Annotated in this window: 21 protein-coding genes and 1 pseudogene; 14 read left to right on the top strand and 8 right to left on the bottom strand. The window is 67.6% G+C overall.

Annotation, left to right across the window (positions count from 1 at the left end; genetic code table 11):
* Window positions 1–82: 82 nt before the first annotated feature.
* Window positions 83–598: a xanthine phosphoribosyltransferase gene (gpt, locus tag Q0309_RS05505; protein WP_299438288.1), complete on the bottom strand. Its 516-nt coding sequence runs from the start codon at window positions 596–598 to the stop codon at window positions 83–85.
* A gap of 151 nt (window positions 599–749) precedes the next feature.
* Between gpt and Q0309_RS05510 the strand changes: the two genes are divergently transcribed.
* The gene (locus tag Q0309_RS05510) at window positions 750–2,348 is read left to right on the top strand and encodes a gamma-glutamyltransferase family protein (protein WP_299438290.1); all 1,599 of its coding nucleotides are present in this window, start codon (window positions 750–752) and stop codon (window positions 2,346–2,348) included.
* A gap of 18 nt (window positions 2,349–2,366) precedes the next feature.
* Here the strand turns inward: Q0309_RS05510 and trmFO are convergent, their stop codons facing one another.
* A complete protein-coding gene (gene trmFO / locus Q0309_RS05515; protein ID WP_299438292.1) occupies window positions 2,367–3,749 on the bottom strand; it encodes a methylenetetrahydrofolate--tRNA-(uracil(54)-C(5))-methyltransferase (FADH(2)-oxidizing) TrmFO in 1,383 nt (460 codons plus the stop codon).
* Window positions 3,750–3,831: 82 nt separating this feature from the next.
* Window positions 3,832–4,125, bottom strand: coding sequence for a Dabb family protein (locus Q0309_RS05520; RefSeq protein WP_299438294.1), 294 nt, complete (start codon window positions 4,123–4,125; stop codon window positions 3,832–3,834).
* A 180-nt stretch (window positions 4,126–4,305) separates the two neighbouring features.
* Here Q0309_RS05520 and Q0309_RS05525 point away from each other — a divergent pair, with 180 nt between their 5' ends.
* On the top strand, window positions 4,306–4,767 hold the full coding sequence (locus Q0309_RS05525; RefSeq protein ID WP_299438296.1) for a rhodanese-like domain-containing protein: 462 nt from the start codon (window positions 4,306–4,308) through the stop codon (window positions 4,765–4,767).
* A 40-nt stretch (window positions 4,768–4,807) separates the two neighbouring features.
* Here the strand turns inward: Q0309_RS05525 and Q0309_RS05530 are convergent, their stop codons facing one another.
* Window positions 4,808–8,026: an EAL domain-containing protein gene (locus Q0309_RS05530; protein WP_299438298.1), complete on the bottom strand. Its 3,219-nt coding sequence runs from the start codon at window positions 8,024–8,026 to the stop codon at window positions 4,808–4,810.
* A 562-nt stretch (window positions 8,027–8,588) separates the two neighbouring features.
* On the opposite strand from Q0309_RS05530, the gene Q0309_RS05535 reads away from it, so the two are divergent.
* Together Q0309_RS05535 and Q0309_RS05540 are read left to right on the top strand one after the other, a co-directional pair.
* Window positions 8,589–9,428 (top strand): MotA/TolQ/ExbB proton channel family protein, encoded by an 840-nt coding sequence (locus Q0309_RS05535; RefSeq protein ID WP_299438299.1) that lies wholly within the window; start codon window positions 8,589–8,591, stop codon window positions 9,426–9,428.
* Window positions 9,429–9,488: 60 nt separating this feature from the next.
* Complete coding sequence (locus Q0309_RS05540) at window positions 9,489–10,166, top strand: OmpA family protein (protein WP_299438301.1); 678 nt, start codon at window positions 9,489–9,491, stop codon at window positions 10,164–10,166.
* Window positions 10,167–10,177: 11 nt separating this feature from the next.
* Here the strand turns inward: Q0309_RS05540 and Q0309_RS05545 are convergent, their stop codons facing one another.
* The 3 genes from Q0309_RS05545 to Q0309_RS05555 form a co-directional block, all read right to left on the bottom strand.
* Window positions 10,178–10,855: a CatB-related O-acetyltransferase gene (locus Q0309_RS05545; protein WP_299438303.1), complete on the bottom strand. Its 678-nt coding sequence runs from the start codon at window positions 10,853–10,855 to the stop codon at window positions 10,178–10,180.
* 36 nt (window positions 10,856–10,891) lie between these two features.
* On the bottom strand, window positions 10,892–11,719 hold the full coding sequence (locus Q0309_RS05550; RefSeq protein ID WP_299438305.1) for an MBL fold metallo-hydrolase: 828 nt from the start codon (window positions 11,717–11,719) through the stop codon (window positions 10,892–10,894).
* Window positions 11,720–11,852: 133 nt separating this feature from the next.
* Window positions 11,853–12,617 (bottom strand): SAM-dependent chlorinase/fluorinase, encoded by a 765-nt coding sequence (locus Q0309_RS05555; RefSeq protein WP_299438307.1) that lies wholly within the window; start codon window positions 12,615–12,617, stop codon window positions 11,853–11,855.
* A 255-nt stretch (window positions 12,618–12,872) separates the two neighbouring features.
* Here Q0309_RS05555 and Q0309_RS05560 point away from each other — a divergent pair, with 255 nt between their 5' ends.
* The 7 genes from Q0309_RS05560 (at window position 12,873) to Q0309_RS05590 (ending at window position 18,265) form a co-directional block, all read left to right on the top strand.
* Window positions 12,873–13,976, top strand: coding sequence for a TRAP transporter substrate-binding protein (locus Q0309_RS05560; protein WP_299438309.1), 1,104 nt, complete (start codon window positions 12,873–12,875; stop codon window positions 13,974–13,976).
* A gap of 167 nt (window positions 13,977–14,143) precedes the next feature.
* Window positions 14,144–14,689 (top strand): TRAP transporter small permease subunit, encoded by a 546-nt coding sequence (locus Q0309_RS05565; protein WP_366940568.1) that lies wholly within the window; start codon window positions 14,144–14,146, stop codon window positions 14,687–14,689.
* On the top strand, window positions 14,686–16,269 hold the full coding sequence (locus tag Q0309_RS05570) for a TRAP transporter large permease subunit (RefSeq protein ID WP_299438311.1): 1,584 nt from the start codon (window positions 14,686–14,688) through the stop codon (window positions 16,267–16,269). The genes Q0309_RS05565 and Q0309_RS05570 overlap by 4 nt, the downstream gene beginning before the upstream one ends.
* Before the next feature lie 65 nt (window positions 16,270–16,334).
* The gene (locus Q0309_RS05575; RefSeq protein WP_299438313.1) at window positions 16,335–16,754 is read left to right on the top strand and encodes a HEPN domain-containing protein; all 420 of its coding nucleotides are present in this window, start codon (window positions 16,335–16,337) and stop codon (window positions 16,752–16,754) included.
* On the top strand, window positions 16,751–17,089 hold the full coding sequence (locus tag Q0309_RS05580) for a nucleotidyltransferase family protein (protein ID WP_299438315.1): 339 nt from the start codon (window positions 16,751–16,753) through the stop codon (window positions 17,087–17,089). The genes Q0309_RS05575 and Q0309_RS05580 overlap by 4 nt, the downstream gene beginning before the upstream one ends.
* A 100-nt stretch (window positions 17,090–17,189) precedes the next feature.
* On the top strand, window positions 17,190–17,663 hold the full coding sequence (locus tag Q0309_RS05585) for a HEPN domain-containing protein (RefSeq protein WP_299438317.1): 474 nt from the start codon (window positions 17,190–17,192) through the stop codon (window positions 17,661–17,663).
* 194 nt (window positions 17,664–17,857) lie between these two features.
* Complete coding sequence (locus Q0309_RS05590) at window positions 17,858–18,265, top strand: carboxymuconolactone decarboxylase family protein (RefSeq protein WP_299438319.1); 408 nt, start codon at window positions 17,858–17,860, stop codon at window positions 18,263–18,265.
* Window positions 18,266–18,275: 10 nt separating this feature from the next.
* Here Q0309_RS05590 and pncA read toward each other — a convergent pair whose 3' ends face one another.
* Entirely contained in the window at window positions 18,276–18,911 is a 636-nt protein-coding gene (gene pncA / locus Q0309_RS05595; RefSeq protein ID WP_299438321.1) for a bifunctional nicotinamidase/pyrazinamidase, read from the bottom strand.
* Between the two features lie 17 nt (window positions 18,912–18,928).
* On the opposite strand from pncA, the gene Q0309_RS05600 reads away from it, so the two are divergent.
* The 3 genes and pseudogenes from Q0309_RS05600 to Q0309_RS05610 all read left to right on the top strand — a co-directional run.
* Complete coding sequence (locus Q0309_RS05600; RefSeq protein WP_299438323.1) at window positions 18,929–19,876, top strand: 4'-phosphopantetheinyl transferase superfamily protein; 948 nt, start codon at window positions 18,929–18,931, stop codon at window positions 19,874–19,876.
* Window positions 19,877–20,153: 277 nt separating this feature from the next.
* A complete protein-coding gene (locus Q0309_RS05605) occupies window positions 20,154–21,254 on the top strand; it encodes a hypothetical protein (protein WP_299438326.1) in 1,101 nt (366 codons plus the stop codon).
* Window positions 21,241–21,411 (top strand): annotated as a pseudogene (locus Q0309_RS05610) (IS3 family transposase); the annotation flags it as partial. The gene Q0309_RS05605 and the pseudogene Q0309_RS05610, both read left to right, overlap by 14 nt.
* Between the last annotated feature and the right edge of the window lie 48 nt (window positions 21,412–21,459).

Raw genomic sequence — 21,459 nt, forward strand, 5'->3', positions numbered from 1 at the left:
GCGGCGCCCCTGGGGCCGCCATTCTGCACGCCCTTGCGCGCCGGGTCATGCCCTTTGAACAATTGTCATCCGCACCGGCGCGTCACGGTCCGGGCTTGCCGCCCAGCCCGTTCCGGGCCAGGGGCTCGTTGGGCTTCAGTTCGGCATCCCACGGGAACAGCAGCCACAACTCGCTCTGCACCGGGACGGCGAACAGGTCCACGGCCGCCTGGCCTTCCGGCTTCGCGTACACCGTGGCGATGATGGCGCGGGGCAGGAGGCGGCGGACGACTCCGGCCGTCACGCCCGAATCCACAAGGTCGTCGACGATCAGCCAGTTGTGCCCGTCGCCGACGAGTTCGGTGTCGACGCCCTTGAGCATACGCGGCTCGCCCTGGGACCGATCATCATAGCTGGCGACGCTGACCGCCTCGACGGTGCGGATGTCCAGTTCCCGGGCGATGATGCACGCGGGGATCAGGCCGCCACGGGCGATGGCGATGATCCCGTCGAAGCGCCGCCCCGTGGCCAGGACCCGCTGTGCAAGCACGCGCGTGTCGCGATGAAAAATCTCCCACGGAATGGGCATGTATATGCTATGGGTGTAGTCTCGTTTCATTGCGCCTTTTCCGCCGGGCTTTCGCGGGAGCGCCCCTTCCTTACTCCGCTCCGCCGGACCGGGCAACCTGCCAAGAGGTGCTGGACGAAGGTGGGGCCGATCCCGCATACATGACGAACGTCCGATACGCCGACGACGGGATCGAGGAGCCATGCTGCACACCCTGATGGCCGATGGGGGCATGGTGGTCGCACCGCACCATCTGGCGGCGCAGGCGGGATTGCGAGTCCTGCGCGAGGGCGGCAACGCCATCGAGGCCATGGTGGCCACCGCCGCCGCGTGCGCCGTCGTCTATCCGCACATGAACGGCCTGGGCGGCGATGCCTTCTGGCTGGTGGCCCGGCCCGGGCGCGCGCCCTTGTCCATCGAGGCCGCCGGCGTGGCCGGCAAGGCCGTCACCGTCGACCTGTACCGGTCCCAGGGACTGGACCGCGTGCCGGTCCGCGGTCCTCTGGCGGCCAACACGGTGGCCGGCGCGGTGTCCGGCTGGGCCTCGGCGCTGGAGATCAGCGGCCAGCATTGGGACGGCGCGCTGCCGCTGGCGCGCCTGCTGGAAGACGCGATCCACTACGCCGAGGCGGGCTGTCCCCGGGCACAATCGCTGGCCGGGACCACGGCGCAGGTCAGGGATCAACTCGCGGACCTACCGGGGTTCGCGGACCTGTTCCTGGAGGACGGGGCGGCGCCCGCCGCCGGTGCGAGTCTGCGCAACGCGGCCCTGGGCGAGACGCTGCGCCGCCTGGCCGAGCGCGGTCTGGGGGACTTCTACAGGGGCGAGGTTGGCCGCGCCATCTCGGCCGAGTTGAAGGCGGTGGGCAGCCCGCTGGTTTCGGATGATCTGGCCAGCCACCGCTCGGTGCGGCGCCGACCGCTGGTCCTGAAGCTGGACCACGGCACCGTCTACAACACGCAGCCGCCGACCCAGGGGCTGGCCTCGCTGATGATCCTGGGCCTGTTCGAACGCCTGGGGGTGACCGAGGCGGGATCGTTCGACCATGCGCACGGGCTGATCGAGGCGGCCAAGGTGGCCTTCGCGGTGCGTGACCGGCATGTGACCGATCCGCGCTACATGGCGCTGCACCCGACGACCTACCTGTCGGACACCATGCTGGATCAGAGCGCGGCCCGCATCGACCGGCGCCGCGCCGCGCCGTGGCCTTCGGCCAACGGGGTCGGCGACGGCGATACCGTGTGGATGGGCTGCATCGACAATGCAGGGCGTTCGGTCAGTTGCATCCAGAGCCTGTACCACGAGTTCGGCGCCGGCGTGGTGTTGGGCGACACGGGGATCCTATGGCAGAACCGGGGCACGAGTTTTCAGCTCGACGCGGCCCGGCCCAACGTGTTGAAGCCGGGCCGGCGGCCGTTCCACACCCTGAACCCGCCCATGGCGCGGCTGCCCGACGGCGCGACGATGGTCTACGGCACCATGGGCGGTGACGCGCAGCCGCAGGTGCAGGCGCAGATCTTCACCCGCCACGTGTTGTTCGGCCAGGGGCTGCAGGAGGCCGTGACGGCGCCGCGCTGGATGCTGGGTCGGACCTGGGTCGGGCGTACCGACGACGTGAAGGTCGAAAGCCGGCTCGATCCGGCGGTGATCTCGGCCCTTGAGGCGGCGGGGCATACCGTGACCCGGTTGGGGCCGTTCGACGAGGTGACCGGCCATGCCGGGGCGATCGTGCGCCGTCCCGACGGCGTTCTGGAGGGGGCGACCGATCCCCGCGCCGATGGGGTCGTGGCGGGGTATTGAGCCGGTGCGAAAAAGCGTTCAGGCGTTCGTGTGCTCCGCCCGCTGCTCGCCCATCCACGCCGCCAGATCCTCCAGCGCCCGGCGCGCATACGCCGCCTTGCGGTCGCGGCCGCGCAGCTTGCGCTTGCCGACCCGGGTCAACTCCGGCGGCAGTTCCGGGAACAGGCCGAAGTTGACGTTCATCGGTTGGAACGTCTCGGCGTGGGCCGGGTTGGTGATGTGGTTCAGCAAGGCCCCCAGCGCCGTCGTCGCTGGCGGCGACGCCGGCGTCTCGCCGCGCGCCTCGGCGCTCGCGAACAGGCCGGCCATCAACCCCACGGCGGCACTTTCCACATACCCCTCGCACCCCGTCACCTGCCCGGCGAAGCGCACCCACGGCCGGCTTTTGAGGCGCAGGGTACCGTCCAGCAGACGCGGGCTGTTGAGGAACGTGTTGCGGTGGATACCGCCCAGGCGAGCGAACTCGGCCCGTTCCAGGCCCGGGATCATGCGGAAGATGCGCGCCTGCTCGCCGTGGCGCATCTTGGTCTGGAAGCCGACCATGTTGTAGAGCGTGCCCAGCGCGTTGTCCTGGCGCAACTGGACGATGGCGTGTGGCTTGCGGTCGGGTGCGCGCGGATTGGTCAGGCCGACCGGTTTCATGGGGCCGTGGGCCAGGGTCTCGCGGCCGCGCTCGGCCATGACCTCGATGGGCAGGCAGCCCTCGAAGTAGGGCGTGCCCTCCCACTCCTTGAAGGCCACCGTCTCGGCGCTCAAAAGGGCGTCGATGAAGGCGTCGTATTGGGCGCGGTCCAGCGGGCAGTTGATGTAGTCCGATCCCTCGCCCTTGTCATAGCGCGACTGGAACCAGGCCACGTCCATGTCGATGCTGTCCCGATGGACGATGGGGGCGATGGCGTCGAAAAAGGCCAGGTGGTCCTCGCCCGTCTCGGCGCGGATGGCCTCGGCCAGCGCCGATGAGGTCAGGGGGCCGGTGGCGATGATCGTCGGGCCGTCGTCGGGGCCGGGCAGGGCGGTGATCTCGCCGCGCGTGATGGTCACGTTGGGATGGCTCTCCAGCGTGGTATGGACGTCGCGCGAGAAGGCCTCGCGGTCCACCGCCAAGGCGCCGCCGGCCGGCACCCGGTTGCGGTCGGCCGCCGCCATCACCAGCGAGTCCAGCCGGCGCATTTCCTCGTGCAGCAGGCCGACGGCGTTGCCCTCGGCATCGTCGGAGCGGAACGAGTTGGAGCACACCAGCTCGGCCAGGCCGTCGGTGACGTGGGCGTCGGTGGCGCGGATGGGGCGCATTTCGATCAGCTCGACGACGAGGCCAAGGCGCGCGCACTGCCACGCAGCCTCGCTGCCGGCGAGGCCGCCGCCGATCACGCGGATCCGGGAGGGGAGAGAGGTGTCTGTCATGGCCGGGGATGTAAGCCCTGCGGGTCGGTGTGTCCATGCGGACGCCAGCGCCACGCGGCCGACGACACCTCGGGGAGGCGGGTCAGGTAATCGTGCTGACGAAATCGGCGGCCACGCGGACGTCGCGCAAGGGCCGCACGATGTCGATGGCTTCCTGGTAGACGGGGTGCCGGCGATAGGCCTCCAGCGCGGCCTCGTCGTCGAACACGGCGTGCACGATCAGGTCGACGCCGTTGCCGATCGGATCGGACTTCAGGTTGACCGAGACCTCAAGCGCGCGAGCGTGCGGATTCGTGGCCAGCCGCTCAAGCCCCGCCCGCGCCGTCTCCAGGTGTTCCGGCGACGTAAGGCTGAACAGCACGACATGACGGATCATAGGGCGAAAGGTCCTTTGGGGTTCGGGGGCAAACGGTGGGGCATCCTCCATCACCGACGGGCGGGAGTCGAGCCCGTCGTGACGAGGGGCGGCGGACCCGCGGGCATTGCCCATTCTTGACAGCGCCCCGGCGCGGGGTTACCTCCCGCACACCCTACGTTCCCGCCGCCAGAACAGGACATGACCACCGTGGACGGCTTCGATCTTGTCTCCATGGAGATCCTTGTGCCCGTGCTGATCGGCATGGCGGCGCTTCTTCTGTTCCGCGCCATGCCGCGCCTGATGGCGGGCGGTGTCCCCCTGGTGGCGCCGTCCGTGTTGCGCGAGCACCTGGATCGTGGCGACGACGTGCTGGTGGTTGATGTCCGCACGCCGGGCGAGTACGCGGGCCGCCATGGCCATGTTCCGGGGGCGTTGAACCTGCCGCTGGACCAGCTTGGCCGGCGCGTGGAGGAGGCGGGTCCCGGCCTGAGCGCGTATGCCGACACGCCGGTGTTCCTGATCTGTCAGACGTCCAGCCGCGCCGCCCACGCGGCCCGGATCCTCAAGAAGGCGGGCTTCCAGCAGCTTGCGGTGGTCAGCGGCGGCATGTCGGCCTGGCGGGCGCAGGGCCACCCGACGCAACACGGGGACGCGGCCTGAGCGATCGTTCGCTCGGCCGGCGCCGGCGGAGGGCGGCGCGTCAGGGTCCGACGCGCGCCGCCGCTCGGCCGATGCGGCCGGTTTCGGTGCGCAACAGGTCCTCCATCTCTTCCCTCGGAATCGGCTTGCTGAACAGATACCCCTGCACCACGTCGGCGCCTTCCTGGCGCAGATACTCGAACTGCGCCTGTGTTTCGACGCCCTCGGCGATGACGGTCATGCCCAGGCTGTGCCCAAGGTTGATGATGGCGCGAACCAGGATGGCGTCGTTGGTGTCCGTGTCCAGGTGCTGAACGAAAGACTGATCGATCTTCAGCTTGTGCACCGGGAACCGCTTCAGATAGGCGAGGGACGAGTACCCCGTGCCGAAGTCGTCAATGGCGATCCGAAAGCCGGCGCCCGTCAACTGGTTGAGGAAGGCGACGGTGCCGACGTGGTCGGTCATCAGGACGCTTTCCGTGATCTCCAGGTCCAGAACCTCGGGCGGCAGGTCGTGGGCCTCGAGCGACTCGCGGATGCGGTCCACCAGGCCACCGTCGCGGAACTGCACCGCCGAGAGATTGACCGCCACCGGCAGGGTCGGCAGGCCGTGCGCTCGCCAGGCGTCGATATCGGCGAGGGCGCGGCGCAGGACCGCCTCGCCCAGGGGCAGGATCAGGCCGCTGTCCTCGGCGGCGCCGATGAACTGCCCGGGCGGGACGAGCCCTCGGGTCGGATGGCGCCAGCGGACCAGGGCCTCCATACCGACCAGCGTTCCGGTCATGTCATACTGCGGCTGATAGAAGTTCTCCAACTCGTCGCGGTCCAGCGCCCGGCGCAAGTCGGCCTCCAGGCCCAGTCGGATCTGGGCCTCATTGTTGATGTCATTCGAGTAGAAACGGTAGTGCTCGCCCTCATGGTGGGCCACGCGGTGCATGGCCAGGTCGGCGTTGCGGATGATCTGGTCGGGGTCGTTGCCGTCGTCCGGATACATGGCGATGCCGACCGTGGCGCGCAGGGAGACGGTGTGTCCGCCCACCTCGACCGGCGTTTCGATGATCTTCGCCACCCGGCGGGCCAGGGTTGCGGCGGCGTCGGCGCCGCCCACGACGCTTTGGATGATGGCGAACTCGTCACCGCCCATGCGGGCCACGGTGTCCACGTCCTCGGCCACGGCGGCGTTGATGCGCGAGCCGACGGTCATCAGGATCCGGTCGCCGATGTCGTGGCCCAGTGTGTCGTTGACGCGGCTGAACTTGGTCAGGTCCACGAACAGGACGGCGACAGTGCCGTCGGTGCGGCGCGCCTGCTGGACGACATGGATGAGGCGGTCTCGGAACAGCGCCCGGTTGGGCAACCGTGTCAGGGTGTCGTAGTTTGACATGTAACGGATGCGTTCCTCGGCCCGCTTGCGCTCGGTCACGTCCTCGTGCACCGCCACGTAGTGCACGGAAACTCCGTCCGGGCCGGTGATGGGGGTGACGGTCTGGCAGACGGTGTAGAGCGTGTTGTCCTTGCGGCGTTCCACCAGTTCGCCGCGCCACACCTCGCCACGGCGGATGGTCGCCCACATGTCGGCATAGGTGGCCGCGTCCTGGTGCCCGGAAAACAGGATATGAGGCGTCTTGCCGATGATCTCGTCGGGACTGAAGCCCGAGAGGCGGCCAAACGCCTCGTTGGCCCATTCGATCCGCCCCTGATCGTCGGTGATGAACACGGCGTTGGCTGCCACCGTCATGGCGGTGGCCTGCAGCCGCAGGAACGATGAATTGCGGATCAGTTTGGTCATGATGGCCAACCGCCGAGCAATGAACTCGGCGCGCTGGCGCAGCCCGCGGTCCGAGGCATCGCCGGCCGGGTGCACCACCAGGCAGCCAAGCACCTCGTCTCCGGCCCTGAGGGCATAGGCGAACCCCGGCCGCAGACCGTCCGGGGCGACCCGGATCGGCTCGCCCGTGCCGCCGGGTTTCCGGCGGTCGCCGTCCGGCGCGTGCGGCGGGGCGGCGAACGGATGCAGCGTGGCTTGGCGGAACAGCGGTTCGATGGTTCCCGCCAAAGAGTCTGGCGGGGGACCGCCCAGGCCATCGCACAGGTCGACGGCCTCGGGACCGGCGGCGGCGGCGAGGATTGGCGTGTCACGGTCGGTCCGCAAGGCGATCCATGCCAGCGGCACGCGTTCAATGTCGGTCAGCCGATCGCAGGCGAGCCGGCACAACGCCTCGGCCGAGTCGCCGGCCAGGACGGCCGCGTCCATGTCCCGCGAGAGATGCACCAGGCCCGTCAACAGACTCGTGCCTGACGAGGCATGGACCACCACACCCGTCATCGCCTCGCCGCTCGGTCCGGGAATGGGGAGACGGGTGATCTCCAGCCCCAGCTCGGCCCCGCCCAGCGTCCGGCCGAGACTCGATCGCGCCGTCGGCGAGGAAGGCACGCCGGTGCCCTTGCCGGGCGCGTCGGTGATCCGATGGCCGAAGTCCGGGAACAGCAGGCGTATGTCCTTGCCCAACAGCGCCGACCGGGTGCCCTCGGCGAACAGGCGGCCGGCCTCCGCGTTGGCCCAGGCGACGTGCCCGTCCGTCCCGACCACCAGCGCGGCCTGACCCATGGCCTGCATGAGGTGATCCGCCCAGCCCTCGGGCGACCGAGGGGCGATCGCGCTGTCCTGACGCGTGTGTCCCGGCAGCAACAGAACGGTCAGCCCCAGCCCGTAAAGCGCGATTTCCTCCAAGACCCCCGCCCAGGAGGTCACGGCCGCGAAGGCGGGATCGGAACCGGCGGACAGCGCATCCAGACCGATGCCAAGGGCCACCCCAGCAGCGAACACGCCGGCGGTCGCGCCGATGCCCGCGACCGCGCGGCCGCGCCGGCCAAGGGCGCGGGTGATGAGCCACGCCGCGCCGAGAAACACGCCGGCTCTGAACACGTGCAGGCAGAACAACACTGTGGCCGTGGGGACGTCGGCGACCATCGCCGTGCCGAGCCCGCCCACCGTGATGCCGACCAGGGCCAGCAGCACGGCGTTCTGCTCGCCGCCCGGCCGCTGGCGCCCGGCGCCGGCCAGCACCAGCACCGGCACCAGCCCATGCAGGGCCGAGTACAGAAACACGCCGGTCTCGGTGCCCAAACCGACGGTGACGGAGACCAGCACGGCGGCGGCCTCCAACGTGAATGCCCCGGCCGTCCAACTGGCCAGCCTGTCACGGGCCGCTTCGCCCCGCCGGCCCAGCCGGAGCGCCAGGGCAAAGACCAGGGCCGTCAGCGCGGCACCAATCTGCATGAGCGGGTCTGTTGCGTCCATCGGGCTGAGGCCCCAAAACAGTGCAATTGTGCAGGCGGTTCCCGCCGACCGGCTTGGGTGGCGACGGTATTCTATCATCGAGGATGCAGTGTTTCGCCAGCCCTGTCGCGATGCTGAGTCTTGGTCCCTGAAAAACGGGCTGTGCCGACGGCATCCCCCGCGCTCGTACCCTGTTTGACTAGAGTGCGGCGGTTAAGCTTTCGTTGCCATGCCTCAGCTTTGTTTTGATGCCGTTACGGATGTTCAAGCTTTCTAAACCTTCTCCGGGCAATATCCGCGCTTGCGTGTCGCGGCCCAAGACGTGTTAAGGTGCCGCCCGATCCGTTGGTAGTCTCGTCGAGAGGGCGGTCTGTGGACGGTCCTTCGTGAACGAGGTCATCAGGGATCCCGCCGGGGCAATGCGAAGCTGTTGCAGCCTGGGTGTTAGGTCAGGGAACACCGGACGCAAGCGGTCATCTGTGGGGCCGTCTTGGCGGTTCGCAGGATTTTCGTTCGGTGCCAACAAATTGATCCAGTTTTTTCGTTCTGGGATCCTGTCTTAATGTCCATCGCTACGATCCTCGGCGTTATCTTCGGCTTCGGTCTGTTCGTCGGCTCGATCATTCTGAGCACGGACAACGTCTTTATCTTTCTCAATTTGCCCAGCTTCATCATGGTGTTGGGCGGGACGCTGGCGGCCACCTTCATTTCCTTCGAACCGCGCTTCGTCGTCCATTCCCTGCGGACGATGGCGGGCATCCTGCTGGCCCACGAGGTCGGCCGCGCCATCCTGACGCACGAGGTGGGACGTGTGATCCGCTGGGGCTATGTGATCCAGAAGGGCGGCCTGGCCGGCCTGGAAACCGATGCCGCACGGGCGCGCAAGATCGACCGCTTCCTCAGTTACGGGATCGACCTGGTGATCACCGGCTACACCGGTCAGGAAGTGCGGGAGATTCTGGCCAACACGGTCGAGACCACGTTCCAGCGCAACACGGTCTATTCCGACATCCTGCGCAACATGGGCGCGACATCGCCGGCGTTCGGCATGATCGGGACGCTGGTCGGCCTGATCATCATGCTCGACAAGATGGGCGAGGATCCGGCCTCGCTGGGACCAGGCATGGCGGTGGCCCTGGTGACCACGCTCTACGGCGTGTTGGCGGCCCGTCTGATCTTCCTGCCCGCCGCCAACAAGGTGCAGCAGCGCGAGGAGATCGTGCGCTTCCGCAACTACTTGCTGGCCGAAGGGCTGGCGTTGCTGGCGGAACGCAAGAGCCCGCGCTACATCCAGGACAAGATGAACAGCTACCTGGATCCGGCCCTGCACTTCAGCATCGACAGCATGATGCGCGGTCGGCCGGAGGTCGCGAAACCCACGAACGGTCCGTCCGAGGCGTAAGGGCGGCACCGCGGCCGTCCGCTCACGGCGGGGCCGGGGTCCGGGCGGTTGGAGGTGTTCATGTTCGAGAACCTGGGCCAAAGCTGGACTCGGAAGGCCCCGCGCCGGGACGAGGACAACGACTGGGTCACCACCTTCGCCGACATGGCGACGCTGCTGCTCGCGTTCTTCATCCTGCTGGCCGCCATCTCCAAGGTGGACCCGATCCTGTTCGAACAGGTCAAGGCCGGCATGGCCAAGGGCATCGGCAAGCGCGAGATCGAACGCCCGATCGAGTCGCTGCGCCAGGACATCGAGTCGGCCGTGAACCTGATGAAGGTCGACGACGCCGTGGCGGTGGGCCAGGACCAGCAGGGCCTGGTGATCGAGTTCGCCAGTGCCGCGTTCTATAATCGCGGCGAGGCCGAGGTCCGGCCTGAGGCGGTTCCGGTGTTCGAGCGCATCGCCAACACCCTGCGGTCGCCCAAGTATCGGAACTTCCAGATCGAAGTGCAGGGGCACACCGACGACACGCCCATCAGCTCGCGGCGCTTTCCGTCGAACTGGGAGCTATCATCGGCCCGGGCCTCGGGTGTGGTGCGGGTGCTCGAGGACCAGGGCGTGGCCGACCAGCGCATGAGGGCGATCGGCTTCGCGCATACGGCGCCGAAGGTTCCGAACCGGGGGCCGGACGGAAGCCCGCTCGCCAACAACCAGGAAATCAACCGGCGGGTGGCGATCCGCGTGATGCCGCGCTGACGGCGGGGTCGCTATGGGGCCAGCCGTTCCAGGGCGTCCAAATCGCCGTCCACCAGTGTCGGAATGGCGGCGATGACGCGGTTCGCCGGCCAGGTCCACCACGCCAGATCGAGCAGCCGAGAAACGATCGCCGGCTCAAAGCGGAACCGGATGACGCGGGAGGGGTTGCCGGCCACGACCGCATAGGGCGGCACCGAGTCGTGGACCACCGCGCGGGCCGCCACCACGGCGCCGTCGCCCACCGTTACGCCGGGCAGGATCAGGCTCTCATAGCCCAGCCAGACATCGTTGCCGATGACGGTGTCGCCCTTGTTCGGAAATGGCACGTCGGCCAGCGGCATCGCTTCCGCCCAGGCGCCGCCCATGATCGGGAATGGGTAGGTGCTCGGCCCGGCCATGGTGTGCGCGGCACTGGCCATGACGAAGGTCGTCCCGTGGGCCAGGGCGCAGAACTTGCCGATCACCAGCCGTTCCGGCGAAAACGGAAAATGGTAGCGCACGTTGCGGCTGAAGAAGCGGGTCGGGTCCTCGAAATCGTGATAGTAGCTGTACGCGCCGACCTCGGTCGGTCCCGCGCCCTCGGCCGGCGGATGCGCCGCGAGCAACGGGCGCAGGAAAACGACGCCGGCACGCCGATCAATGGGGTGCAGGCGGTCGGGATCGGGCGGCAGGCTCGGCGTGACGGGCATGGGGGGACTCCACCGCCAAGTTTTCTGGACCGGAGATCAGGGCCGCAAGGTCACTTCCATGCCGTCGCGCGCCACCAGCGCCGGGGGCCAGTGCCGGCGGACTTCGTCCTCCAGGCGTTCCATGACCGAGTCCGTGTGGTCCGGATCATGATGGAACACGGCCAGTTGGCGCGCGCCGGCCGCCTGGCACAGACGCACCCCCTCCTGCCACGTCGAATGGCCCCAGCCGATCCGCTCGGCGAATTCCTCGTCCGTATAGGTGCAGTCGTAGATGACGAGATCGGCGCCGTCGATCAGGCCTAGCACGTTTTCGTCGGGATGGCCCGGTCGGTGCTCTGTATCAGTGATATAGCAGATGGCCAGTCCGTCGTACTCCAGGCGGTAGCCCGTGGCCTCGTTCGGATGGTTCAACGGCGCCGTGCGCACGTGCACGGCGTCCTCGATCACGAACGATTCGCGCGGCTTGAAGTCCCGAAAGGTGATGTGGGCGCGCAGGGCGTCCAGCGGTACCGGAAACATGGGGTCCGACATGTGGCTCGAGAACAGGCGCCGGATGCCGCCGTTGTCCGCCACGTGTCCGGCCATGATGTCGAGCGTGAAGTCGGCCCGATGCGCGGGGGCGAAGAACGGAAAGCCGATGATGTGGTCCCAGTGCGTGTGCGTCATGAGCAGCGTGGCATGGGTCACGCCCCGTGCGTTGAGCGACTGCCCCAGGCCGCGCAGGCCGGTTCCGGCGTCGAACACAATGTGCCGTCCGTCGAGATGCACCTCGACGCAGCTCGTGTTGCCGCCGTACACGACATGGTCGGGAGACGGGCAGGGAATGCTACCGCGGACGCCCCAGAACTTTACCCAGCACGCCATGGCCCGAGTTCAACTCCTCCCAATGGTCACTCTCGCCCCCGGCGGCTCAACCGAAGGCATTCCAGTTGCAGACTATGCCAGACGCGCCACGGCTTCGAGCCTTTTTCCGCCATCGAGCCGGTGTTGTCGAGCCTCATGACCCGCCCCGGCGCGGCGGGCGGATCGTGACCGCGTCCCCCTGCCGCACCCCCAGGGCTTCGCTCGCCCGCCCCTGGTTGACGGCCAGTTCCGCCAAGCCGTTGGCGTTCTCGTACCAGAAGGCCTGGCCGACGGGAACGTCCGAGAACGTGCGGGCGCGGCGCGCCGGGCGCCCGTGGGCGATGATGTCCGTCCCGGCCTCCAGGCCGGCGGCCCTGACCCCGGTCATGGCGTTGCCGTAGCGATCGATGTAGACGATGCGCGGCAGATCGTCGGGCCAGTCCGGCCGGTCGACGTGCCCCGGCCCACTGGCTAGCGCCGGGTCGGGTCGCTCGCCGCGTCCCAGTCGCGCGGCGGCGGGCGCGAACAGGTCGCGGCCGTGAAAGCTGGCGCTGATGGGGCCGTCCGCCGCGAACACCGGAAAGGCCCGCGCCTTCGCGGCCCGTCGCGCCACCAGGGCGAACAGGCCGTTGTCCGGCCCCACGTACCAGCGGTCGTCGGCGCACAGCATCACGGTGCCTCGCTGCGAGCCGACGCCCGGATCGACCACGCCCAGCACGATCGTGCCGGGGGGCAGCGTCGGTGCCAACGCGGCCAGCAGGTAGGCCGAGGCCATGGGATCGAACATCGGCGCGTCGGCGCACAGATCGACCACCGGGACCCCCGGCGCGTCCCGATGCAGGACCGCCTTCACCTGCCCGGTATAGGGTCCCTCCAGCCCGAAATCCGTGAACAGCGCGAACACCTTCCGCCACCTCAACCGCCGCCTCCGTGTCGGCGCAACTCTCGCGCAGACGTCGGGCCACTGCAACACCAACCCAAATACCCGACGGAAATGATCCTTTCGTTTCAGGGCATCTTGGTCTACTCATGAGTCCTTCTGGGGTGCCCGGCCCGGCGCGACGACCGCGTCCGGGCGGTGGACCCGGTTCCCTGGGGGGCCGGACCGTGCGAGGGTACCAGCCCCAGGGGTCCCGTCCGAACAATCAAGGACAGACGAGGGAGATAACGTCTCATGAAACGCCGCGAGTTTCTGTCCGGCGCCGCCGTCGCCGGCGCCGGTGCCGCCGCTGCCTCCACGCTGGCCACGCCCGCCATCGCTCAGGACAGGCGCGAACTGAAGATGGTCACCACATGGCCGAAGAACTTCCCCGGGCTGGGCACCAGCGCGGAGCGGCTGGCGCAACGCATCACCGCCATGTCCGGTGGTCGCCTGACGGTGAAGGTGTTCGCGGCCGGCGAACTGGTGCCACCGTTCGAGGCGTTTGACGCCGTGTCTTCCGGGACCGCCGAACTGTACCACGGCGCCGAGTACTACTGGCAGGGCAAGTCCAAGGCGTTCAACTTCTTCGCCGCCGTGCCGTTCGGCCTGACGGCCACCGAGATGAGTTCCTGGATCCATCACGCCGGCGGTCAGGCGCTGTGGGACGAGTTGTCGGCCGGCTTCAACATCAAGCCGATGATGGTGGCCAACACCGGCGTCCAGATGGGCGGTTGGTTCAACAAGGAAATCAACAGCCTGGAAGACTACAAGGGCCTCAAGATCCGGATGCCCGGCCTGGGTGGCGAGGTTCTGCGCCGCATCGGCGCGGCCGCCGTGTCGTTGCCCGGCGGCGAGATCTTCCCGGCCCTGCAGTCCGGCGCCATCGACGCCACCGAGTGGGTCGGCCCCTGGAACGACCTCGCGTTCGGCTTCTACAAGGTCGCCAAGTACTACTACTATCCCGGTTTCCACGAGCCGGGCACGACCCTGTCCGGCGGCGTCAACCTGGACGTCTGGAACAGCCTGAGCGATGAGGACAAGGCCATTATCGAGGCCGCCGCCACCGCCGAGAACGACTACTCCCTGGCCGAGTTCAACGCCCGCAACGGCGACGCGCTGGACACACTGGTCAACGAACACGGCGTCGAGCTGCGCAAGTTCTCCAACGACGTCATGACGGCCATCGGTACCGCCGCCGGCGAGGTTGTCGCCGAGGTGGCCGCCGAGGATCCGATGACGCAGAAGGTCTACGACTCGTTCATCGACTTCCGCGCCAAGGCCATGGGCTGGGCGCGGATCGCCGACCAGGCGTACTGGAACGCCCGCGAGTTGCCGTATGAGTACACCAAGGGCTGACGTGCCGGGTCGCGGGGTGTGCCCCGTGTCCCAGCGTGCCCTGACCGGCGGCGCGTGCCCACACCCTTCCTGGGGTGATGGGGCGCGCCGCCGCCCATTTCGGGCGGGCGCCAGCAGGAGGCGTAACCGCTTCTGGCTCCTCCCATTTGTCGTAGCAGGGAGAAATCGTGGTGTCGTCGCTCGCCGCGTTGGCCCGCGCCCTTGACGCGTTCAGCCGCTTTGTCGGGCACACCACCGCCTGGCTGGCGCTGATCATGGTGCTCGTGCAGTTCCTGGTGGTCGTGCTGCGTTACGTGTTCGGGCTCGGCTTCATCTGGATGCAGGAAAGCATCGTCTACATGCACGGCCTGCTGTTCATGGTCGGCGCGGGGTACACGCTGTTGATGGACGGCCACGTCCGGGTGGACGTGTTCTATCGAGAGGCGTCGCCGCGCCGCCAGGCGATCGTCAATCTGGTGGGTAGCCTGCTGTTCCTGGTCCCGTTCTGCGCGCTGATCCTGTGGGTTTCCTGGGACTACGTCATGAACGCCTGGAGGGTCATGGAGGGGTCGAAGGAAACCAGCGGCGTTCAGGGCATCTACCTGCTCAAGACCGTGATCCTGGTGTTTGCCGGTCTGGTCCTCCTACAGGGCCTGTCGCTGATCCTCCGGTCGGTGTTGACCCTCGCCGGAGTCGAGGCCGATGGCGCGGCCGAGCAGGAGGCAGCCCGATGACCCTGATGGAGCGCGAAATCTACGCCCTCGTCATGTTCGCCGGCACCTGCCTGTTCCTGGTAAGCGGGTTTCCGGTCGCCTTCACCCTGGGCGGCTCGGCGCTGTTGTTCGGCATCGTCGGCTGGTTCATCGGCGCCTTCGACATGAGCTTCGTCGCGGCCATGCCGCAGCGCATTTTCGGCACCATGACCAACGAGGTGCTGATCGCCGTGCCGCTGTTCGTGTTCATGGGCGTGATGCTGGAGCGCTCGCGCGTGGCCGAGGAACTGCTGGACAGCATGGGCAAGCTGTTCGGCACGCTGCGGGGCGGCCTGGGGATCTCGGTGTGCATCGTCGGCGCCCTGCTGGCGGCCTCCACCGGGATCGTCGGCGCCACCGTGGTCACCATGGGTTTGCTGTCGCTGCCGACCATGCTGCGCCGGGGATACTGTCCGGCCTTGTCCTGCGGGACCATCTGCGCGGCCGGCACTCTGGGGCAGATCATTCCGCCGTCCATCGTGCTGGTGCTGCTGGGCGACCAGATCTCCAACGCCTACACCGATGCCCAGCGGGCCATCGGCAACTGGTCGCCAGAGCCGGTGTCGGTGGGCGATCTGTTCGCCGGTGCCCTGCTGCCCGGCCTGGGCCTGGTGGTGCTGTACATCACCTATGTGGCGCTGGTCGCGTGGTTGCAGCCGAAACGGGCGCCGGCCATCCACGACGCGGCGGACGTCGGCATGACCGGGTGGGAGACGGTCCGCACCCTGGCCAATGCCCTGCTGCCGCCGGTGTTCCTGATCGTCGCCGTGCTGGGTTCGATCCTGACCGGCGTGGCCACGCCCACCGAGGCCGCCGCCGTGGGCGCCGTGGGCGCCTTGCTGCTGGGCGGCCTGAAGCTGGAGGGCAGCACCCGATGGCCCATCATCCTGACCTTCGGCGCGCTGGTGGTCATGCTGCTACTTGCGCGCTGGGTGGACCTGCGCGTGGCCCGCGATGCCATCGGCCCGGGTGACACCGTGGGCATCTGGGCGGCGGTGGCCTGTACCGGCATTGTCTTCCTGGGCATCGGCGAGAGCCTGCGGCGCGTCTGGTCGATGGGCATCCTGCAAGAGGTCATGCGCCAGACGCTGATCATTTCCTCGATGGTGTTCATCATCATCGTCGGCGCCGGTCTGTTCTCGCTGGTGTTCCGGGGCCTGGGCGGCGAGGAGATGGTGCATGAGTTCCTGACCAACCTGCCCGGCGGCGCCTTTGGCGCCATGCTGGTGGTCATGCTGGTGATGTTCGTCCTGGGCTTCTTCCTGGACTTCATCGAGATCATCTTCGTCGTGGTGCCGATCGTCGGGCCTGTTCTGCTGAGGATGGACCTCGATCCGGTCTGGCTCGGCGTGATGATCGCCATGAACCTGCAGACGTCGTTCCTGACGCCGCCGTTCGGTTTCGCGTTGTTCTATCTGCGCGGGGTGGCGCCGCCGTCAATCCGCACCATGTCCATATACAAAGGCGTGCTGCCGTTCATTCTGATCCAGCTTGTGGGACTCGGGGCGCTGGCCCTGTGGCCGGAAATGGCCACTTGGCTGCCGGACGTGATCTTCGGGTAGCCGTGCGCGCCGCCGGCTCGCTGTGATAGGCTTGGCAGAGCGGAGCACGGAGAGGTGAACGGGGCATGATCGCCGATCGCAGGGCCACGGCATGGCTGAGGCAGGCCGAGCGTGACCTTGCGCACGCCCACCGCTCGGCTGATCAAAGTGATCCGGAATGGGCCTGTTACGCCGCCCAGCAGGCAGCGGAAAAAGCGCTGAAGGCCGTGCTGATCGACCTGGGGACGCGGCCCGCGCCGGTGCATGACCTGGCGGCGTTGGCGCACGCTGTTGTCCAGCACGGGGGCATGGACACCGCTACGGTCGAGACACTGGGCGATTTGGCGGCCCTGACGGAGTTCAGCGTGACGGCGCGATACCCTCTGGGCGATGGCCTCACGGCCCCCGGGGATGTCATCTCGTCGCCGCGCGTTCAAGGCGCGTTGGAGACAGCCGACCGTGTGCTGGCCTGGGCGCGGACCCAGCTCGGGGTCGGCGACCCATGAGCCGGCCGCCGGACATGCAACGGGTCCGCGACCGGGTGCGGCACGAGGTCATCGCCGCCCTGCGGACAGCGTGTGCGCGGGCGGTTCGCGATCCGGCCCGCATTGAGGCCGTCATGCTGTTCGGGTCCCTGGCGCGCGGTGACTTCGACGGCCTGTCGGACGCTGATATCGCGGTCATCGGCGATCGGCAGGCGTTCGACAGCGGGGTCTTCTCCGCCTTCGACCGGCCGGTGGACGTGGTGGCCGTCGCCCCGGCGCGGTGGCGCAGCGCGGACCTGGCGGCCGGCGACATGGTCGCCGACATCCGCGCCGAGGCCATCCCGCTCTGGCCGTAGGGTTTCCGATCTCGGTGCGACCGCCCAACGATTCGATTGACCGGTGTGTCGCGCGCCTGCGATCCTGTTTGGTGAAATGCTCCCCTCGGAGGGCGCCCCGATGAATCCCCGAGATGCGGCGAAGGGCTGGCTGCGGCAGGCCCGTTACGATCTGGTCCATGCCCACTGGTCCATGCGCGCCGGACATGCCGACTGGGCGTGCCTGGCGGCCCACCATGCCGCCGAACGGGCGCTGAAGGGATTGGCTCTGGACGCGGGCCATCGGCCACTGGCCACCAACAACCCGGCCCTGCTGGCCATGGACCTGATGGAACTGGGCGTGCTGGGCGAGGCCGACGTGGCGCGTCTGGGCGACCTGGAAGCGCTCCAGTCGATCGCCGCCCGGCTGCGCAGCCCGGACCGAGCCGTGCTGCAGGACGGACCCGACGACTCGGTGGCCCTGGCGCGCGACGCCGTCGCCTTGACGGAACAGCTTCTGGGGCTTGTCGCCGAGGCTGCCGAAGGCCGTGCGGGGGGTCTGGATCTGGCCGCCGACGACCATCGTGGCCCGCCGCGCCCGTCGCTGGCCGGGTGAGCGCGGCGCGACGGTGCCGTGTTCGGCCCGTTTCCAGGCACATATCCAAGCTCTTGTAGACAGTCCGTGCCCGACTCGACATTGGGCGCGGCGCCGGGCGACCGTGTGGTGTAGAAAGAGTCAGGCAACCGGATCAGGGCCTTCGCGGTCGGTCCGGAGCCAGCCGGTCGCATCGTTAGAGGAGACTCCCGACCATGGCCACCGTCCGCCCCCCCGAGCACCCGGAGAGCGACCCCCGTGTCAAGGCGGTATTCGACGACATCCGCGCCACGCGCGGCACGGACTTCATCAATAACGTCTGGCGGTATCTGGCCTTTGATCCGGTCCTGCTGGAGCAGGTCTGGGCCGACATCAAGACGGTGATGGCCACGGCCTCGGCCCTCGACCCGAAGACCAAGGAAATGATCTACGTCGCCGTCTCCATCGCCAACGGCTGCGACTACTGCACCCACTCGCACACGGCGGCGGCGCGCGCCAAGGGCATGACCGAGGCCGAGTACGCCGATCTATTGCGGGTGGTCGGCACGGCGTCGCGTCTGAACGCGCTGCTGAACGGTCTGCACATCCCCGTCGACGCCGCGTTCGACGCGGACGCGACGTGATCGGCGGCGGCTACCCGAACAGCACGGCGTCGCTGTTCGTCAGGCGCACCCCGGCCTGGAGCATGTTGGTCATGGCCGAGGCGAGCGAGCCGTCCATGTCGATGGCGCGGCAGGCGTCCTCGACCAGGCTGACATTCAGGCCCAGGGCGCGGGCATCCAGGGCCGACCAGCACACGCAGTAGTCCGTGGCCAGCCCGGCCAGCACCACATGCTCGACCCCCAGGTCGGACAGCGCGCCGGCCAGACCGGTCACCGAGACGCGGTCGTTCTCGAAGAACGCGGAATAGGAATCGATGGCCGGGTCGGTGCCCTTGCGCAGGACCAGGCGCGCCCGCCGCGTGTCCAGATCGGGGTGGAACGCGGCCCCCTCCGTGCCCTGGACGCAGTGGTCCGGCCACAGCACCTGCGGTCCATACGGCATTTCCGTCATCGAGAACGGCTCCGCCCCCGAATGAGCGGAGGCAAACGAGGCGTGGCCCGGCGGGTGCCAGTCCTGGGTGAGGATAACCACCTGAAACGCCTCGATCAGCCGATTCGCGGCCGGGACCACGGCGTCGCCGTCGGGGACCGCCAGGGCGCCGCCGGCGCAGAAATCGTTCTGCACATCAATGACCACGAGCGCGGCGTCTTCGAGGATGGATGGCATGGAAGCCTCTTCCGCCAATGAACCAGATCGTCACCGTCATCACGCCGGGGCGGCACCCCGCCAGCGTTGACGCGATGGCAAGCCTGCATCACCATCCGCGCATGTCAACGTCCGTTCTCCGCCTCGCCCCGCAAACGATGCCGCTCGCCCTGACCCGGTCGGGTGAGGGCACGGAATCAGATACCTGTCGTGACGGACCGGGGGAGCCGGCCCACGCACTCGACCTCGCCTTGTGGACGCTGCAACCCGACGCCGCCGGGCAGCCCGATCTTGACGCCATGCGGCCGCACCTGTCGGTCAACGAATGGACCCGCGTGACGTCGTTCCGCGACCCACGGCACGCGTGGTCGAGTGCCGCCGCGCGGCTGCTGCTGCGGACCATGCTGAGCCGGTTTCACGGTGCCGACCCGCTGGCCTGGCATTTCGTCACCGAGCCGGGCGGTCGCCCCCATGTCGACATGACGCGGCCGCCGTATCCGCTGACCGCCGAGACGCGGCCCCGCTTCAGCCTCAGCCACACGGTGGGTCTGGCCGCGTGCGCCGTCAGCCTGGGGCCGTGGCCGCCGGGGGCCGACCTGGGCGTCGACGCCGAGTGGACCGGACGCCCCAGCGTGCCGGCCGTGCCCCTGGCCCGTCGCTTCTTCCATCCGGACGAGGCGGCGGCCCTCGAGTTGGTTCCGCGCGGTCCAGAGCGCCAACAGCTGTTCATGACACTGTGGACCCGCAAGGAAGCGGTGCTGAAGGCGCTTGGTCTGGGCATCGCCAACCACCTGAGCCTGTATGCGTGCCTGGGCGACCCCGCGCGTGTCGACGGCCCCGCCGACCTGATCGGCGACTCGGCCCGATGGCACCTGGCCAGCGAGGATGCGAGCCCCAGCCACCGCCTGTCATGGGCGGTGCGCGGGCCGGACGGCGGCGGCGATTTCGAAAGCCCGTGCCCAGCCGTGCGCGTCCATCGGCGGTAGACGTCGGCCAAAGCTCGCCGAACGCCGCAGCCCACAATCCGGTGTTCACTTTTTCGGGGCAAACTCACCATTCGGTTCCCCCATTTTGGTGGGGCGCCGGCGGCCTTTCACGGCCAAGCCAAGAATGGACGAGGGCGAACGGACAGAACGCAAGGGCAGCACGACCTATTTCCATATTCACACCCAGTGGGGAACTTGTGCTATGATCGGCACGAATGATATGGCTCGCGGCGAACCGTCGGGCCGAGTGCGTCCCACTTGATAGGGAAGAAGACCCATGGTGAACGCCCTGACCGCAGGTTCCTCCTCGCTGTTGTCGTCCGACCCAACGGCGTTTCTCATGAACCGGATCGCCGGTCGATTGTACGCGGATATGACCAAGGAGGTCACCGCCGTCGAGACAAAATACAATCCTGAGCTCCAGTCAATTTTGGCGCGTCGCGGGACGGTCGTGGGCCGTCTGAAAGAGGTGCAAAACGTCTTGGACGGTGTGAAAAACGCCGAAACCCAAATCGAAGAGATTAGACAAGTCTTGCGCGATATGAAGGTGATGCTGTCGAAGGCGAAGACCACGACCTCGGCAACTGCGAAAGAGTTTTATGCCAAGCAGTTCAACGAAAACTTGAAAAAATTGAATGAGGTGGCGGATCAGTATGCTGCCGAGTATAACTTGATCGGTCGAGCGGATGAGCGCACGCTTCTTCCTGAGACAAAAGAACTCTCCAGCGATTACGGTACGACGACTGACATCGATACCCTTTACGGTGGGTCTTCTTTCAACTTGATCGGAACCAATGCGAGCGAAGGCGAGTATTACCAGAACGATCCGAGCGGCAATTTCATGTCCAAGGTTGAAAGTCTCGGCGCCGAAGACCCACTCTTTGTAATCGCGCACGGGACGAGCATGTTTGAGACCATCACGATTGATCGCGATGCCAACACGATAGAGTTTAAACTCAATAGCAGTGATGGGAACGGGGATGAATTCGAGGGGACGATTCAGAAGGGTGGCCTCGGACTCATGCCGGCTTGGTACTACAACGACTTCGAAGATGATGCTGGTATTGATGCTGCCCGCGAGGCTGTGAACGACGCCTTCACGCAACTGAATAGGGTTTCGTTCTCGGTCACGATGGCCGAAGCGAAGGTTAAGCCGATCGCCACCTCCCTTGAGGCGGAGAAGAAATCGCTTTTGGACGACTTCACCGCCACGAGTCGCCTGATGGACGACAAGATCGCGGACATTGAGGACGAGGCTCGCCGGGAGTTCAACGCGATCGAATCCAGCCTGAACGCCCAGTCCGGTGCACTGAGTGGTTATCAGCGCATTCTGGCCCAGGTCGGTGGCGGTGGGTCGTTCGTGAATATCCTGGGGTAGCGGTACCCGGGGAGCGCCGGCCTTCAACACGAAAGTGGCCCTTGCCGTCCTCAAGAGCGATTAGACGCTGGATAAGCTGGCGCAGCAGTTCGACGTTCACTCGAACCAGATCACGCCAAGGCGCGCCCAGCGCCTGGAGGGCGCAACGGGGTTGTTCGATGACCACGCGCCCAACGGCTGAGCCCATCCGAGGCGCTCAATGAGC

It is taken from the genome of uncultured Rhodospira sp. (assembly GCF_937138205.1).
Taxonomy (GTDB): Bacteria; Pseudomonadota; Alphaproteobacteria; order Rhodospirillales; family Rhodospirillaceae; genus Rhodospira.

Bases quoted from the DNA above. Each gene is read 5' to 3' on its own strand.
- Q0309_RS05540 (WP_299438301.1), top strand. From the start codon at position 9,489: ATGTTCGAGAACCTGGGCCAAAGCTGGACTCGGAAGGCCCCGCGCCGG.
- Q0309_RS05550 (WP_299438305.1), bottom strand. From the start codon at position 11,719: ATGGCGTGCTGGGTAAAGTTCTGGGGCGTCCGCGGTAGCATTCCCTGC.
- Q0309_RS05570 (WP_299438311.1), top strand. From the start codon at position 14,686: ATGACCCTGATGGAGCGCGAAATCTACGCCCTCGTCATGTTCGCCGGC.
- Q0309_RS05535 (WP_299438299.1), top strand. From the start codon at position 8,589: ATGTCCATCGCTACGATCCTCGGCGTTATCTTCGGCTTCGGTCTGTTC.
- Q0309_RS05560 (WP_299438309.1), top strand. From the start codon at position 12,873: ATGAAACGCCGCGAGTTTCTGTCCGGCGCCGCCGTCGCCGGCGCCGGT.
- Q0309_RS05600 (WP_299438323.1), top strand. From the start codon at position 18,929: ATGAACCAGATCGTCACCGTCATCACGCCGGGGCGGCACCCCGCCAGC.
- trmFO (WP_299438292.1), bottom strand. From the start codon at position 3,749: ATGACAGACACCTCTCTCCCCTCCCGGATCCGCGTGATCGGCGGCGGC.
- Q0309_RS05590 (WP_299438319.1), top strand. From the start codon at position 17,858: ATGGCCACCGTCCGCCCCCCCGAGCACCCGGAGAGCGACCCCCGTGTC.
- Q0309_RS05525 (WP_299438296.1), top strand. From the start codon at position 4,306: ATGACCACCGTGGACGGCTTCGATCTTGTCTCCATGGAGATCCTTGTG.
- gpt (WP_299438288.1), bottom strand. From the start codon at position 598: ATGAAACGAGACTACACCCATAGCATATACATGCCCATTCCGTGGGAG.
- Q0309_RS05545 (WP_299438303.1), bottom strand. From the start codon at position 10,855: ATGCCCGTCACGCCGAGCCTGCCGCCCGATCCCGACCGCCTGCACCCC.
- Q0309_RS05585 (WP_299438317.1), top strand. From the start codon at position 17,190: ATGAATCCCCGAGATGCGGCGAAGGGCTGGCTGCGGCAGGCCCGTTAC.
- Q0309_RS05575 (WP_299438313.1), top strand. From the start codon at position 16,335: ATGATCGCCGATCGCAGGGCCACGGCATGGCTGAGGCAGGCCGAGCGT.
- Q0309_RS05510 (WP_299438290.1), top strand. From the start codon at position 750: ATGCTGCACACCCTGATGGCCGATGGGGGCATGGTGGTCGCACCGCAC.
- Q0309_RS05520 (WP_299438294.1), bottom strand. From the start codon at position 4,125: ATGATCCGTCATGTCGTGCTGTTCAGCCTTACGTCGCCGGAACACCTG.
- Q0309_RS05605 (WP_299438326.1), top strand. From the start codon at position 20,154: ATGGTGAACGCCCTGACCGCAGGTTCCTCCTCGCTGTTGTCGTCCGAC.
- Q0309_RS05530 (WP_299438298.1), bottom strand. From the start codon at position 8,026: ATGCAGATTGGTGCCGCGCTGACGGCCCTGGTCTTTGCCCTGGCGCTC.
- pncA (WP_299438321.1), bottom strand. From the start codon at position 18,911: ATGCCATCCATCCTCGAAGACGCCGCGCTCGTGGTCATTGATGTGCAG.
- Q0309_RS05580 (WP_299438315.1), top strand. From the start codon at position 16,751: ATGAGCCGGCCGCCGGACATGCAACGGGTCCGCGACCGGGTGCGGCAC.